General features: G+C 33.3%; 14 protein-coding genes. 11 read left to right on the forward strand and 3 right to left on the reverse strand.

All coding sequences use genetic code 11. From position 1 onward, the window contains the following. Window positions 1-52 precede the first annotated feature (52 nt). The gene (locus BM246_RS17880) at window positions 53-757 is read right to left on the reverse strand and encodes a class I SAM-dependent methyltransferase (RefSeq protein WP_074939935.1); all 705 of its coding nucleotides are present in this window, start codon (window positions 755-757) and stop codon (window positions 53-55) included. A 92-nt stretch (window positions 758-849) separates the two neighbouring features. Here BM246_RS17880 and BM246_RS17885 point away from each other — a divergent pair, with 92 nt between their 5' ends. From BM246_RS17885 to BM246_RS17895, 3 genes are all read left to right on the forward strand, one after another. Then, window positions 850-1,344, forward strand: coding sequence for a YkgJ family cysteine cluster protein (locus BM246_RS17885; protein WP_074939939.1), 495 nt, complete (start codon window positions 850-852; stop codon window positions 1,342-1,344). Window positions 1,345-1,422: 78 nt separating this feature from the next. Further along, window positions 1,423-2,262, forward strand: a complete 840-nt coding sequence (locus BM246_RS17890) for a sterol desaturase family protein (protein ID WP_074939944.1) — start codon at window positions 1,423-1,425, stop codon at window positions 2,260-2,262. Window positions 2,263-2,274: 12 nt separating this feature from the next. Further along, the gene (locus BM246_RS17895) at window positions 2,275-3,093 is read left to right on the forward strand and encodes a glycerophosphodiester phosphodiesterase family protein (protein ID WP_231961878.1); all 819 of its coding nucleotides are present in this window, start codon (window positions 2,275-2,277) and stop codon (window positions 3,091-3,093) included. 9 nt (window positions 3,094-3,102) lie between these two features. Here BM246_RS17895 and BM246_RS17900 read toward each other — a convergent pair whose 3' ends face one another. Further along, entirely contained in the window at window positions 3,103-4,341 is a 1,239-nt protein-coding gene (locus BM246_RS17900; protein WP_074939953.1) for an exo-beta-N-acetylmuramidase NamZ family protein, read from the reverse strand. 8 nt (window positions 4,342-4,349) lie between these two features. On the opposite strand from BM246_RS17900, the gene BM246_RS17905 reads away from it, so the two are divergent. Continuing rightward, on the forward strand, window positions 4,350-5,585 hold the full coding sequence (locus BM246_RS17905) for an ABC transporter permease (RefSeq protein ID WP_074939958.1): 1,236 nt from the start codon (window positions 4,350-4,352) through the stop codon (window positions 5,583-5,585). A 148-nt stretch (window positions 5,586-5,733) separates the two neighbouring features. On the opposite strand, the gene BM246_RS17910 is transcribed toward BM246_RS17905, so the two are convergent. Continuing rightward, a complete protein-coding gene (locus BM246_RS17910; RefSeq protein ID WP_042499315.1) occupies window positions 5,734-6,132 on the reverse strand; it encodes a DUF2721 domain-containing protein in 399 nt (132 codons plus the stop codon). Between the two features lie 137 nt (window positions 6,133-6,269). On the opposite strand from BM246_RS17910, the gene BM246_RS17915 reads away from it, so the two are divergent. From BM246_RS17915 to rpsU, 7 genes are all read left to right on the forward strand, one after another. Then, on the forward strand, window positions 6,270-7,541 hold the full coding sequence (locus tag BM246_RS17915; RefSeq protein ID WP_074939963.1) for a DUF2851 family protein: 1,272 nt from the start codon (window positions 6,270-6,272) through the stop codon (window positions 7,539-7,541). Window positions 7,542-7,659: 118 nt separating this feature from the next. After that, window positions 7,660-7,887, forward strand: a complete 228-nt coding sequence (locus tag BM246_RS17920; RefSeq protein WP_042499311.1) for a PspC domain-containing protein — start codon at window positions 7,660-7,662, stop codon at window positions 7,885-7,887. Window positions 7,888-7,890: 3 nt separating this feature from the next. Next, window positions 7,891-8,910 carry a potassium channel family protein gene (locus tag BM246_RS17925; RefSeq protein WP_042505916.1) on the forward strand — a complete coding sequence of 340 codons (1,020 nt, stop codon included), beginning with the start codon at window positions 7,891-7,893 and terminating at the stop codon, window positions 8,908-8,910. A 128-nt stretch (window positions 8,911-9,038) separates the two neighbouring features. Next, a complete protein-coding gene (locus BM246_RS17930) occupies window positions 9,039-10,733 on the forward strand; it encodes an alanine/glycine:cation symporter family protein (protein ID WP_042499309.1) in 1,695 nt (564 codons plus the stop codon). 18 nt (window positions 10,734-10,751) lie between these two features. Beyond that, window positions 10,752-11,633 carry a ComEA family DNA-binding protein gene (locus BM246_RS17935; RefSeq protein WP_074939968.1) on the forward strand — a complete coding sequence of 294 codons (882 nt, stop codon included), beginning with the start codon at window positions 10,752-10,754 and terminating at the stop codon, window positions 11,631-11,633. Then, window positions 11,633-12,799, forward strand: coding sequence for an acyl-CoA dehydrogenase family protein (locus BM246_RS17940; RefSeq protein ID WP_074939972.1), 1,167 nt, complete (start codon window positions 11,633-11,635; stop codon window positions 12,797-12,799). The genes BM246_RS17935 and BM246_RS17940 overlap by 1 nt, the downstream gene beginning before the upstream one ends. A gap of 388 nt (window positions 12,800-13,187) precedes the next feature. Continuing rightward, entirely contained in the window at window positions 13,188-13,382 is a 195-nt protein-coding gene (gene rpsU, locus BM246_RS17945; protein WP_042499307.1) for a 30S ribosomal protein S21, read from the forward strand. The last annotated feature ends 120 nt before the right edge of the window (window positions 13,383-13,502 follow it).

Below are 13,502 nucleotides of genomic sequence, written 5' to 3' on the forward strand. Positions count from 1 at the left end.
ATGTTAGAATAGGCTTATGTGGTTTAAAATATTGAGTTAAACAACACCATAACTATTCAAAATGCGTCAATTGAGCCAAATAATCAAAATGTTCACCTTCTTTTATAATCTCGCATTTAAGGCCAACCGTTTCACAAGCCAATTTTAAAGTTTCAAAATCTAGGTATAACCATTTCATTGGGATTTCTTCCTCATTTTTATAAGATAGAAAATAATCTAATTCACCATAGTAGTTCGAGTTAGTATCCATCCAATAACCACCATCTTCATCTTGATACATGTATTTGATATCCGATGAATCCATTAAAATTTGTCCACCAGAATTAAGCAACCCTTTCAGGTGAGTTAAGTATTTTGAAACTTGAGATAACTCTTGAAAAATTCCGGTACCATTCATTAATAATAAAATGGTATCAAACGTTTCAGTTTCATCTAAAATATTTTTTATTTCAGCATTTACAACACCACGAAGTTTAGCAACTTCAATGGCGCCTTTAGAAACGTCGATAGCTTTAACTTTTTTATTGTTTTTTTGTAAATACAAACTATGGCTTCCTGAGCCACAACCAACATCTAAAATGTCGCCTTTTGCTAGTTTTAAAGCTTTTTGCTCTAGCTTTGGCATCTCTTCGAATTGGCGAAATAGATAAGGAATTGGCAAGGCATCATCATCAGAAATACTTGTAGATGTTATAATGTCTTCAGTATAGTTTCCGTTTTGGTAATCTAATAAGGCTTGTCCGAAAAGGTCTTTCATAAATAATACTTTGTTTATTCCTTTGAAAAAAAGGAAATCTCATTTTATTTCTACGCAAGTATAAATCTCGTAAATTATACTATTTTTGCGCCATGCAAGACATTATTAACAATCTTCCAAAGCAGGCCAAAGATAAGCATAACGAGAATAAAAAATTCTTCACAAAGCTAAAAAAGAAGCCGCCTAAAAATTTAGATTACGTTATGCAAGATTTGCATGAACAAGAGTTTAAACGTACCGATTGTTTGGAGTGCGCTAACTGTTGTAAAACCACTGGGCCGCTATTTACTGATAAAGATGTAGATAGAATTGCTAAACATTTTAGAATGAAAACACAGCAATTTATATCGCAGTTTTTACGTGTAGATGATGAGAATGATTATGTTTTACAAAGTGTGCCGTGTACCTTTTTAGGAGCCGATAATTATTGCTCTATTTACGATGTGCGTCCAAAAGCGTGCCGTGAGTTTCCACATACAGATAGAAGTAAGTTTCAACAAATTTCGCATCTTACTTTAAAAAACGTGGCTATTTGTCCGGCTGCATTTAATATTGTAGAAGAAATGAAAAAGCGCATTAAGGTTTAGTTTTGAAGTCTGGTTGCTATTTTACTAGGCTTGGTATAATAACTTTTTTACTATATTGTAAAACAAAAACAACCACTCTTGCAAACATTTCTAAACTATTTCGAGACCATACCATCATCACACCGCAGTATAATTTTAGTTGGAGGCTTGGCCTTTTTCTGGCTTTTAGAAGGTGCGGTACCATTATTTAAATTCAATTATAAAAAGTGGGAGCATGCAGCTCCAAATATTTTTTTTACTTTAACTACAGTCGTTATTAATTTTGCCTTAGCTTTTTTACTGCTAAACTCGGCCGACTGGGTAATGGCTAACGATTTTGGAATTTTAAATTGGTTACCAGAAATGCCGCTATGGTTGTACATTATTCTAGGTGTATTTCTAATGGACTTTTTTGGAGCCTATTTAGCTCATTTTGTAGAGCATAAAGTGCCTATGTTATGGATGGTGCATTTGGTTCATCATTCCGATCATAAAGTCGATACAACTACGGCTAATAGACACCATCCTTTGGAAAGTGTTATTCGTTTTATGTTCACGCTATTGGGGGTTTTTGTTATTGGTGCTCCAATTGGTATTGTTATGTTGTATCAATCGATGTCTTTGGTGGCTACGCAGTTTACACATGCTAATATTAAGTTACCCAAAAGTGTCGATAAAATAATGAGTTATGTATTGGTGTCGCCCGATATGCATAAGGTGCACCACCACTATATGTTGCCTTATACGGACTCTAATTACGGAAATATATTTTCGGTTTGGGATAGATTATTAGGTACTTATATGGATTTTGATCGTGAGAAGTTAATTTATGGCGTTGATGTTTTTCCAGATGAAAAAGCTAACGGAAACATAAAAGAACTCTTAAAACAGCCTTTTAAAAAATACGAAAGACCAACTATAATTTCTGAGAAAGACTAATCTTTTTTTATTTTGAAACATTGCAAGATTGATATTCAGGGGCATCGTGGTTGTCGCGGTTTGTTACCCGAAAATAGTATGCCGGCATTTTTTAAAGCATTAGATTTAGGTGTGGACACTTTAGAGTTGGATGTGGCAGTTTCTAAAGATAAAATAGTTGTTGTTAGCCATGAACCTTATATGAATTCTGTGATTTGTTTAGATTCTGAAGGTGACACTATTTTAGATGAAGACGCTAAGAAGTATAATTTGTATCAAATGACTTTAAATGATATTCAACAATTTGATTGTGGTTCTAAATATCATCCTAAATTCCCAAATCAGGAAAAAGTAAAAACATACAAACCATCTTTATCTGAAGTTTTAAAAGAAACTAAAATAATAAACCCGGCAATAAAATTCAATATTGAAATAAAATCAGATGCGGAGTATTATGACGTTTTTACTCCAAAACCTAAAGAATTTGTAGCATTAGTTTTAGATGTTCTAAATGAAAACAACGCTTGTAACGAAACCAATTTGCAAAGTTTCGATTTACAGATTTTAGAAGAAATAAAAATTCAATCTCCTAAAATGGAGGTTGCCCTTTTGGTAGAAGACGATGAAATCATTTTAGAGAAACTTGATAAAATGAGTTATTCGCCAGCTATTATAAGCCCGTATTACAAGTTGCTAAATAAAGAAATAGTTAGTGATTTAAAAATTAGAGGTTTTAAAGTGATACCATGGACGGTTAACACCGAAAAGGATATAAAGCTCATGATAGACTATAATGTAAACGGAATTATTACCGATTACCCTGATAGGCTCATCAACATATTAAAACAATAGGTTTAAGGTTTACTCGTACATTAAATACTTCGAACGTGTTTTAGCAAAGGCATCTAAACCTGTTTTCCAAGTTGCTTTAATTTGATTAGCGCTTAATCCAGATTCAATTTGTTGTTGTAATTTTTTTGTTCCGGCGAGTTTCGTGAAAAACGAATTGAAGAACTCTGCCTTATTTTCCGTATTGTTGTAAGCTTTTATCAGCCAATTTAAATTAAGAGTATTTTGGTTTTCGGCTTCGGTTAAGTTTTTCCCATAACATAATTTATTTTCATGTTTTGGACGCTTAGCACCATGATTGGGTTGCGGTGTAAACTGAAAAGGAAACTGAGTTTTATTTAAAAACGGACTCCCAAAAATCTGAAATTGTGTTTCCGTTCCACGACCAGCACTTACGTTTGTGCCTTCAAAAAAGCAAAGGCTAGGGTAAAGGTTTATCGATTTGTCGTTTGGTAAATTCGGGCTAGGTTTTATAGGTAAACTATATTTTAGGTTATGGTTATAGTTTTTCACGGGAATAACGTGTAAATCACAAGTGATACTTTGGTTTAGCCATTTTTCACCGTTAATCATTTTTGCATATTCTCCAATCGTCATGCCATGTACAGTTGGAATAGGATGCATCCCCACGAAACTTTTATGAGCTGTTTCTAAAATAGGGCCATCAAAATAATGTCCGTTAGGGTTCGGTCTATCTAAAATTAAAACAGGGATGTTCTGTTCAGCACAAGCTTCCATTACATAATGTAAGCTTGAAATGTAAGTATAAAAACGAGCACCAACATCTTGAATGTCAAAAACAACTAGGTCTAAGTTTTTTAATTGTTCTACCGAAGGTTTTTTGTTTTTTCCGTAGAGCGAAACTATAGGTAAGTTGGTTTTTATATCTATACCATCTTTAATAACCTCGCCGGCATCTGCTGTGCCTCTAAAGCCATGTTCTGGTGCAAAAACCGTTTTAATGTCAACGTTTAAGGCAAGTAGGGAATCTACTAAATGTGTATTGGTTTCTCCTTTAAAAATAACACTAGTTTGGTTGGCAACAATACCAACACGTTTGTCTTGGAGTATAGGTAAATAAAGAGCCGTTTGGTTGGCACCAACAGTGATGTTTTTTTCTGTTTCAGTTTGTTTTGGGCTCTCCTTATCTAAAAGCGTTAAGCTTTTCGACTTCGATTTCGTGACATTCCCACAAGAAATCATTACTAAAACAAATAATAAAACAGTATTTTTGAAAACATTTAATAGCATAATAAATTTTGAATTACGAGTTTTTTTTAGCCAAACGCATTATTGGTAGTAAAGCGTATAAAAGTAGTGTATCGGCACCAATAATAAAAATTGGTATTGCCGCTATTGCTATTGGTATTGTGGTCATGATGATTGCGATTGCTACAGGTATTGGTTTACAACAAAAAATTCGTGATAAAGTGGTTGCTTTCAATGGCCATGTTACCATTAGTAATTTCGATAGTAACAACTCACAAGAAAGTATCGTGCCAATCTCTAAAAATCAAGAGTTTTATCCAGAGTTTAAAGAGGTTGATGGTATAAAGCACGTACAAGCCGTAGCAACAAAATTCGGAATCATTAGAACAGAAACCGATTTCGAAGGTGCTGTTTTTAAAGGTGTCGGTCAAGATTTCGATTGGAGCTACTTTCAAGAATTTCTTATAGAAGGCAAACTACCAAGTTTTACCAAAAAATGGAGTGAAGAGGTTTTAATCTCACAATACTTAGCCGATAGATTAGGATTTAAAGTAGGTGAAAAGTTTCAAATGGTTTTCGCAAAAAACGATACTGAAAAAGCACCAAATATTATAACATTCAATATCGTGGGTATTTATAATTCCGGTTTTCAAGAATTAGACCAACAATACTTAATAGGGAATATTCGCCACATACAACGTATTAATAATTGGGAAGAAGATCAAATAGGGAACTTCGAAGTTTTTATTTCCGATTATTCACAACTCGATCAAAAAGGAATCGAAATTTATCAAAACACACCATCTACGCTCAACACTATCACGGTAAGCAATAAATACAGTTCCATTTTTGAGTGGATAAAAATATTCGACAAAAATATTTACGGCATTATCGGGATCATGATTCTAGTAGCAGGTATAAACATGATTACTGCGCTACTGGTTTTAATACTCGAACGCACGCAAATGATAGGGATTTTAAAAGCTCTTGGAAGTAACAATTGGAGCATCCGTAAACTTTTTCTATACAATGCATCTTACCTTATTTTACTTGGTTTATTCTGGGGTAATTTACTCGGGTTAGGGCTGCTGTTTGCGCAAAAATATTTTAAATTATTTCCGCTAGATCCAAGTGTGTATTATGTTTCCGAAGCCCCAGTATATATCAGTTTAGGTTATATAGTTGGCCTTAATATTGGTACGCTTATTCTGTGTTTACTCATGCTTTTAATACCATCGTATATTATCACGAAAATATCGCCGGTAAAAGCCATTCGATTCCAATAAAATTTAATTTTTCGAGCGCTACCACAAGGGTCGGGCTTTCACTACTCGCTCCCTCCTAAGGTCGGGGAGCTCAAACAGGCCGTTCAATCCCTAGCGCATCATCAGCCAAGATTTTGTTTCTTATTAGGCTTTGTATAGTTTGCTAGTGTTACTTATTGTTTTCTATATCACTAATATGGTGTTCTAAAGCCTTTACCGAAATTTGAATTTCAATAATTAATAGCGACAATGATGCTATAAGCAGTATAAGTGCCAAGCCAAATACCCAAACAGCAATAGCATTTTGCTGAATGTATATTAAAAACATAGTCATTACACATAATAGTAAACTCGAAATGCCGAAAATTTGCATACTTCGCGTTAAATACAAACGCTTTTTTATATTCTGTATTTGTGCCATCAATACACTATCTTTTTTCTCAGTATACTTATCGTGCAAGTTTCTAATAGTTGCAGCGTAAGCTAAAAACCTATTGGTATATGCTAACATAATTAAGGAAATAGCCGAAAATAAAAGAGCAGGAGTAGTAAGCGTAAGTTGTTCCATAATGTAGTTTTATACTAGATTGCAAAGTTAGTAATTTAATTAATCCTCAAGATTATTACCTCGTTGTGTTTTACTTTAATAGAATTCAATTTTTAATTTCATTTGGAAATTTTAAACTGGTATTCTATCTTTAAAAAATGCAAGAAGATTTTCTACACTACATCTGGAAATTCAAGAAATTTCAAACTCAAAGTTTAAAAACAGAAGCAAATCAATCTATAACTATTACTTCTATAGGGCAACATAACTTTAATTCTGGTCCCGACTTTTTTAATGCAAAACTTACTATTGGCGAGCAACTTTGGGCGGGTAATGTAGAAATTCATATAAAATCATCCGATTGGTATTTGCACAATCACGAACAAGATCCAGCTTACGATGGTGTTATTCTACACGTAGTTTGGGAGCATGATACCGAGATTTTTAGAAAAGATAATACGCCTATTCCAACATTAGTGTTGCGCGATTATATCGATTTTACACTTTTAAACAATTATAAAAAGCTTTTTGCAAAACAAAACACATGGATTAATTGTGAAAATGATTTTGTTAATACTAACGATTTTGTTTTAACCAATTGGCTAGAGCGTTTATATTTTGAACGGCTAGAACGGAAAGCTGATGCCATTGAACTGCTTTTGCAAGAATCTAAAAACGATTGGGAAGCCGTACTTTTTAAAATGCTTGCCAAAAACTTTGGACTAAAAGTAAACGGAGATGCTTTTTTTAGTTTAGCGCAATCGGTCGATTTTTCGGTGGTTAGAAAATCGCAATCTAATTTGCAAAGTTTAGAAGCCTTGCTGTTTGGACAAGCTAATTTATTGTCAGAATCTGTGGAAGATGCTTACTTTATAAGTTTATCAAAAGAATATAGTTTTTTAAAACAGAAGTTTCAGCTTAAAGAAAATCAAGTATTGCCGTTACAATTATTTAGATTACGACCGCCAAATTTTCCAACCATACGGTTATCTCAATTGGCAAACCTATATCACGAGCATCAAAATTTATTCTCTAAAGTGATAGAAATAGATAAGCTCGAAGATTTTTATAAGCTGTTTAATGTTTCAACTTCCGAGTTTTGGAAAACACATTATACTTTTCAAAAATCATCTAAACCTTCAACCAAAGTTATTACAAAGGCTTTCACAGATTTACTATTAATAAACACTATTCTTCCTTTAAAATTCTGTTATGCTAAACAAAAAGGACAAGATATAGATGGCTCTATTTTAAAGATAGCTTCAGAAATCAATTCAGAAAAAAATAGTATTATCGATGCTTTTAATAAACTAAAAAAAGTGTCTAAATCGGCCTTTCAATCACAATCGCTTATTCAATTAAAAACAGAGTATTGCGATAAAAATAAATGTTTACAATGTGCCGTTGGAAATTCACTTTTAACGAAATAGTTATTGTTTTTCTAAGGATTTCAATATTTGACAGGGTATTGTTATTAATATTAAGAAAGCGTTAAATATTTCAACCTAATAGCTTTTAAACAAAAAAAGGAATCCTTAAATTGCAAGCATGAACAATATCTATAAACCCTTATTGTTTTTTCAGAAGCATGGTTATTACGTGTGTCAACGTATTGCCGATCGTTTTGGTATTCGTGCTAAAGTGGTGCGTACCTCCTTTATGTATGTAACGTTTGTAACGGTTGGTTTTGGCTTTGCTTTGTATTTATTTCTTGCTTTTTGGATGCGTATAAAAGATTTAATTTACACAAAACGCTCTTCGGTTTTCGACCTATAACTTATGAATCCATTAATAAGAATTTTTAGAACTAAAATATATACAGCCATATTTTTGCTGGTTCTTATTCTACTCGTTGGCGTGTTTGGCTACATGATGATATCGGATTATACCGCTATCGATGCACTTTACATGACGGTTATTACGGTAACCACTGTTGGTTTTGGAGAGGTTGTGCCACTGGATAATAATTCCAAAATATTTACTATTTTTTTAATTTTAACTAGTATTGTAATTGTTGGTTACGCTCTATCTACCATTACCGAGTATATTTTAAGCAAAGACCACATTGAAGAATTAAAACAGAAAAAGATGCAAAAAAAAATTGATACGTTTGCCAATCATGTTATTATTTGCGGTTATGGAAGGAATGGAAAGCAGGCGGCTGTAAAATTGGCTGCGCACAACCGATCTTATGTTATTGTTGAGAAGAACAAAGAAATGATTGAGAAGTTGGAGTTAGACGGTGCACCTTATGTAATAGGTAACGCTAATGAAGATGAAACGCTTGTGCAGGCTGGTGTAGATCGAGCAAGTTGTTTTATATCTGCTTTACCTAGTGATGCTGATAATCTATTTGTAGTACTTTCGGCTAGACAAATTAACCCCAAAATTAATATAATAAGTCGTGCATCTCAAGAGTCGTCTTATAGTAAGTTGAAGTTTGCAGGAGCTAATAATGTTATTTTACCAGATAAAATTGGTGGAGATCATATGGCATCTTTAGTTGTGGTTCCTGGACTTATGGAGTTTATTGATAACTTATCTATTGTCGGGAAATCGAATATAAATATAGAAGAAGTAGCTGTAGAGAAATTACATAGTAATAATAAAGTTAAAACCATTCGTGATTTAGATTTACGTCGAAAAACGGGTTGTACCGTAATTGGATATAAAGATGAAAATGGAGAATATATTGTTAACCCAGAAGCAGAATTAGAATTGGCTAAAAATTCTAAAATTATTGTTTTGGGACGTCCAGAACAAATAGAAGCATTAAATACAGAGTATAATATAGAGTAGTAATCATACGATTTTAGCGGTATTTTTTTTAAAATACCGTTTTTTTTTAGCATCTTGCTACTTTTTTGTGTCATTCTATAAGGGAATGAACTAGTTTTTTGAAATTTAATTAACCAACATAATATCTTATGAAGAAATATCTTCTTTCAATTTTTACATTAATAGCACCTTTTTTAACATTTGCACAAGAGACAGCCGAGCTAGGTATCGATCAGCAAATAGACCAGGCATTTAAACCGATTTCAGATTTTTTCTCAAACGTTATTTTCTTTCAAGTATTCGGTACGCCATTTGTTTTAATTCTTTTAGTAGTAAGTGCATTGTTTTTTACTATTTATTTCGGTTTTCCAAACATTAGATATTTTGGTAAAGCCATTAAAACCGTAAGAGGTAAGTATGAAGATATCGAAAAGCATGGCGCCAAAGAACTTTATGGTGAAGGTGGTGTTGCTCAAGGTGTAGATATTAATACTGTAGATGATATTGAAGAGCACCTCGTTAATGTTGAAAATGATTTAGCAGTAGATGGTGATATTGTTGATACTATTAGAGACGAAAGTAGTGAAGGAGAAGTAAGCCACTTTCAAGCATTGGCAACTGCAGTATCTGGTACCGTTGGTAATGGTAATATTGCAGGTGTAGCATTAGCGATTGCACTTGGTGGTCCAGGAGCTACCTTTTGGATGATTATTTGTGGTTTGTTAGGGATGTCTACAAAATTTGTAGAGTGTACTTTAGGCGTGCAATATAGAGATGTTGGAGAAGATGGTACAGTTTACGGAGGACCAATGTATTACTTAAAGAAAGGTTTAAAGGAACGCGGTTTTGCGAAACTTGGAAAAGTAGCAGCGGTTGTGTTTGCTATCTTTTGTATTGGAGGTTCTTTTGGTGGTGGTAACGCTGCACAATCTAACCAAGCTACAATTGTAATAAAAGATTTATTAGGATTAGAAAGTACAGGAGCAGGATTCTGGATTGGAGTTATATTGGCTTTTACTGTAGGTATCATTATTATTGGTGGTATTAAGCGTATTGCTTCGGTTACAGAAAAAGTGGTGCCTTTTATGGCATTATTATACATTATATGTTGTTTATACATTATTTTAAGTAATTTCACACTTATTGATGATGCTGTAGGTTTAATTTTTCAAGAAGCATTTAATCCAAAAGCAATTGGTGTTGGAGGGTTTATAGGTGTGTTATTAGTTGGTTTCAAGCGTGCTGCCTTTTCAAACGAAGCAGGAGCAGGATCTGCATCTATTGCTCATTCAGCGGTGAGAACAAAATATTCAGCTAGTGAAGGTTTGGTTGCCTTATTAGAGCCATTTATTGATACGGTTGTAATTTGTACAATGACGGCTTTAGTTATTATCATTTTTAACTTTGGTGGTTTCTTTGAGTATGGAGATGTTACAGGGCAAGGTGTTGCAATTATCAACGGCGAATCTTATGAGGGAGCAGGTATTACTGCAAAAGCCTTTGCAGAGTATATTCCTTATTCTAATGTGTTTTTAACTGTAGCAGTTGTACTGTTTGCGGTTTCAACTATGATCTCTTGGTCGTATTACGGATTACAATCTTGGAAGTTTTTATTTGGAAGAGGTAAAGCTGCAGATTTAACTTATAAAATATTATTTTTAACTTTCGTAATTATTGGAGCTGCTGCTAGTATGAAATCTATTTGGGATTTCTCAGATGCTATGATATTTGCAATGGTATTCCCGAATATGATTGGTCTTTACTTCTTATTCCCAGTTGTTAAAAAACAATTAAATAGATATTTAGGAGCTATAAAACTTAAAAAGGACGCGTTAGAAAACTAAAATCTAAAACTTTTATATATGAAATCCCATGTCACGTTTTCTAAAAACCAACGGCATGGGATTTTTTTATTGTCTTTACTTATTATTGTGCTACAATGTGTTTACTTTTTTGTTGATTTTTCCGGTAAAGATATTGAAACTAACGATATGGAATTAGCGAAGTTTACCAAAGAAATAGATTCGCTTAAAGCTATAGAGTTAGAAGCCCGTAAACCAAAAATATTCCCTTTCAATCCTAATTTTATTACAGACTACAAAGGCGCTACTTTGGGTATGAGTAATCAAGAAATAGACAGGCTTCTTAATTTTAGAAAACGAGATCAGTGGATAAACTCATCCAAACAATTTCAAGAAGTTACTCAAGTATCAGATTCTTTATTAAAAAGAATCTCTCCGTATTTTAAATTCCCAGCATGGGTTACCAATCCTAAAACGGTTAAATCATTCTATAATAATTCATATAAAACCAAACCCAAAACGTTTGCTCAAAAGAAAGATTTGAATACAGCTACGGCTAAACAACTTCAAGCAGTGAATGGTATTGGAGAGGCTTTTTCAAAACGAATTATCAAATTCAGAAATAAATTTAAAGGCGGTTTTATAGCCGATGTGCAATTGCAAGATGTTTATGGCCTAACGCCAGAAGTTATTCAGAAATTACTATTGGATTTTACGGTAAAAACACCAAGACAAATTGAAAAAATAAATTTAAACACAGCATCGGTAGATCAATTGGTTACCGTGCAGCATATTGATTACGATTTGGCGCACCATATTATCGAGCAGCGTAACCTACGAGAAGGTTTTAGTTCCTTTTCAGAATTACTAAAAGTAAAAGACTTCCCAGTAAATAAAATCGGTATAATTGAATTATATTTGCAGATTGACAACACAAACTAATGAATAGCATGTATTTCACAGAAGAACACCAACTTTTTAGGAAAAGCCTTCAAGATTTTTTGCAAAAAGAAGTTGTTCCACATATTGAAAAGTGGGAGCAAACGGGTCTAATAGATCGTTTTATTTGGAAAAAAATTGGTGATATGGGATTCTTCGGAATTAAATATCCTGAAGCTTATGGTGGTTTAGATTTAGATTTATTCTACACTGTAATTCTGCTCGAAGAACTTCAAAAAATAAATTCAGGTGGTTTTGCTGCTGCTATTTGGGCGCATACTTATTTAGCTATGACGCATTTGAATGCAGAAGGAGACGAGGCAATAAAACAAAAATATTTAGTGCCAAGTATTACTGGAGATAAAATAGGATGTTTGTGTATTAGTGAACCTTTCGGCGGAAGTGATGTTGCAGGTATGCGCACCACTGCTGTTAAAAAAGGTGATAAATATATTATCAATGGTTCAAAAACATTTATTACAAATGGTGTTTTAAGCGATTACTTAGTAGTTGCGGCCAAAACAAGTCCAGAATTAGGTAATAAAGGCATTAGTATATTTGTTGTAGATCGTGAAACCAAAGGTTTATCTGCAACTAAACTTAACAAACTAGGATGGCGAGCATCCGATACAGGAGAAATAGCTTTTGATAATGTAGAAATCCCAGCAAATCAAATATTAGGCGAAGCAGATAAAGGTTTTGCATACATTATGCAGCACTTTGCTTTAGAGCGTTTAATAATGGGGATTAATGGCCATGCTCGTGCAGAATTTGCGCTAGAATATGCTTTAAAATATATGAGCGAGCGTCAAGCCTTCGGTCGTACTATCGATAAATTCCAAGCCTTACGCCATACCATTGCCGATTTATATACCGATATGGAAATGTGTAAAACATTTAACTACGCCGTAGCATATCGATTAAATAAGGGGGAATACGTAGTGAAAGAAGCTACCATGTCTAAGTTAAGGTCTACTAAAATGGCCGATGATGTTATTTATCAATGTTTACAATTTCTAGGAGGTTATGGCTACATGGAAGATTATCCAATGGCAAGACTCTTACGCGATAGTCGTTTAGGACCAATTGGTGGAGGAACATCAGAAATTTTGCGAGAAATTCTAGCGAAAATTATTATCGACAAAAAAGAATACAAAGAAGCAACATAATTTATTTGGGCAAATTGCGCCTATTATAATTGTGTTTTTTTAATATAGAAAGCTTAATTTAAGGTGTAGTTTCTATTAAAACACAATGAGGTTTCGGCGCAAACACGCTTTCCGCTATATCTTTTTTGAGTATAATAAGGTTCAGTTTTATTAATACACTAAGCGAACATTTCAATTTTTCACATTAATTTATGTTTAGGTAAAGCATAAAAACGGATGCCGCATCAATCGTTTTTGCAGGCAAATCTGCTTTCTGAGTGCTAAAAGATAGCGTGTGGTATATCTGCATAAAACAATTCAAAAAAAATATTTTAAATTTTAATTATTATTTAGAAATTATTATATATTTGCACCCTGAAAATTCTAAAAGAGAGGAGGTTAAGACACTATGTTAATAATACCAGTTAAAGAAGGAGAAAATATAGATAGAGCGTTAAAGCGTTACAAACGAAAGTTTGTAAAAACAACGGTAAAAAACCAGTTAAACACGCGTAAGCAATTTAACAAGCCTTCTATTGTACGTAGAGCTCAGGTTCAAAAAGCTCAATACATCCAAGGATTAAGAGACGCAGAAGAAGTATAGTTTCTGTTCTTTATAATATTAAATCCCGCAATTTGCGGGATTTTTTTTGTTTAAAAAAGTATCACGACATCAAGATGTTATGACGTTTATGTTCTTTTTTTGATGTGAAATCTTACTTTT

Origin of the sequence: Algibacter lectus (assembly GCF_900112395.1) — a bacterium.
GTDB classification, from domain to species: domain Bacteria; phylum Bacteroidota; class Bacteroidia; order Flavobacteriales; family Flavobacteriaceae; genus Algibacter; species Algibacter lectus.

What these genes read in the sequence shown, in the direction of transcription:
- BM246_RS17925 (WP_042505916.1), top strand. Translation starts at nt 7,891, where the DNA reads ATGAATCCATTAATAAGAATTTTTAGAACTAAAATATATACAGCCATA.
- BM246_RS17880 (WP_074939935.1), bottom strand. Translation starts at nt 757, where the DNA reads ATGAAAGACCTTTTCGGACAAGCCTTATTAGATTACCAAAACGGAAAC.
- BM246_RS17920 (WP_042499311.1), top strand. Translation starts at nt 7,660, where the DNA reads ATGAACAATATCTATAAACCCTTATTGTTTTTTCAGAAGCATGGTTAT.
- BM246_RS17935 (WP_074939968.1), top strand. Translation starts at nt 10,752, where the DNA reads ATGAAATCCCATGTCACGTTTTCTAAAAACCAACGGCATGGGATTTTT.
- BM246_RS17910 (WP_042499315.1), bottom strand. Translation starts at nt 6,132, where the DNA reads ATGGAACAACTTACGCTTACTACTCCTGCTCTTTTATTTTCGGCTATT.
- BM246_RS17900 (WP_074939953.1), bottom strand. Translation starts at nt 4,341, where the DNA reads ATGCTATTAAATGTTTTCAAAAATACTGTTTTATTATTTGTTTTAGTA.
- BM246_RS17940 (WP_074939972.1), top strand. Translation starts at nt 11,633, where the DNA reads ATGAATAGCATGTATTTCACAGAAGAACACCAACTTTTTAGGAAAAGC.
- BM246_RS17930 (WP_042499309.1), top strand. Translation starts at nt 9,039, where the DNA reads ATGAAGAAATATCTTCTTTCAATTTTTACATTAATAGCACCTTTTTTA.
- BM246_RS17885 (WP_074939939.1), top strand. Translation starts at nt 850, where the DNA reads ATGCAAGACATTATTAACAATCTTCCAAAGCAGGCCAAAGATAAGCAT.
- BM246_RS17915 (WP_074939963.1), top strand. Translation starts at nt 6,270, where the DNA reads ATGCAAGAAGATTTTCTACACTACATCTGGAAATTCAAGAAATTTCAA.
- rpsU (WP_042499307.1), top strand. Translation starts at nt 13,188, where the DNA reads ATGTTAATAATACCAGTTAAAGAAGGAGAAAATATAGATAGAGCGTTA.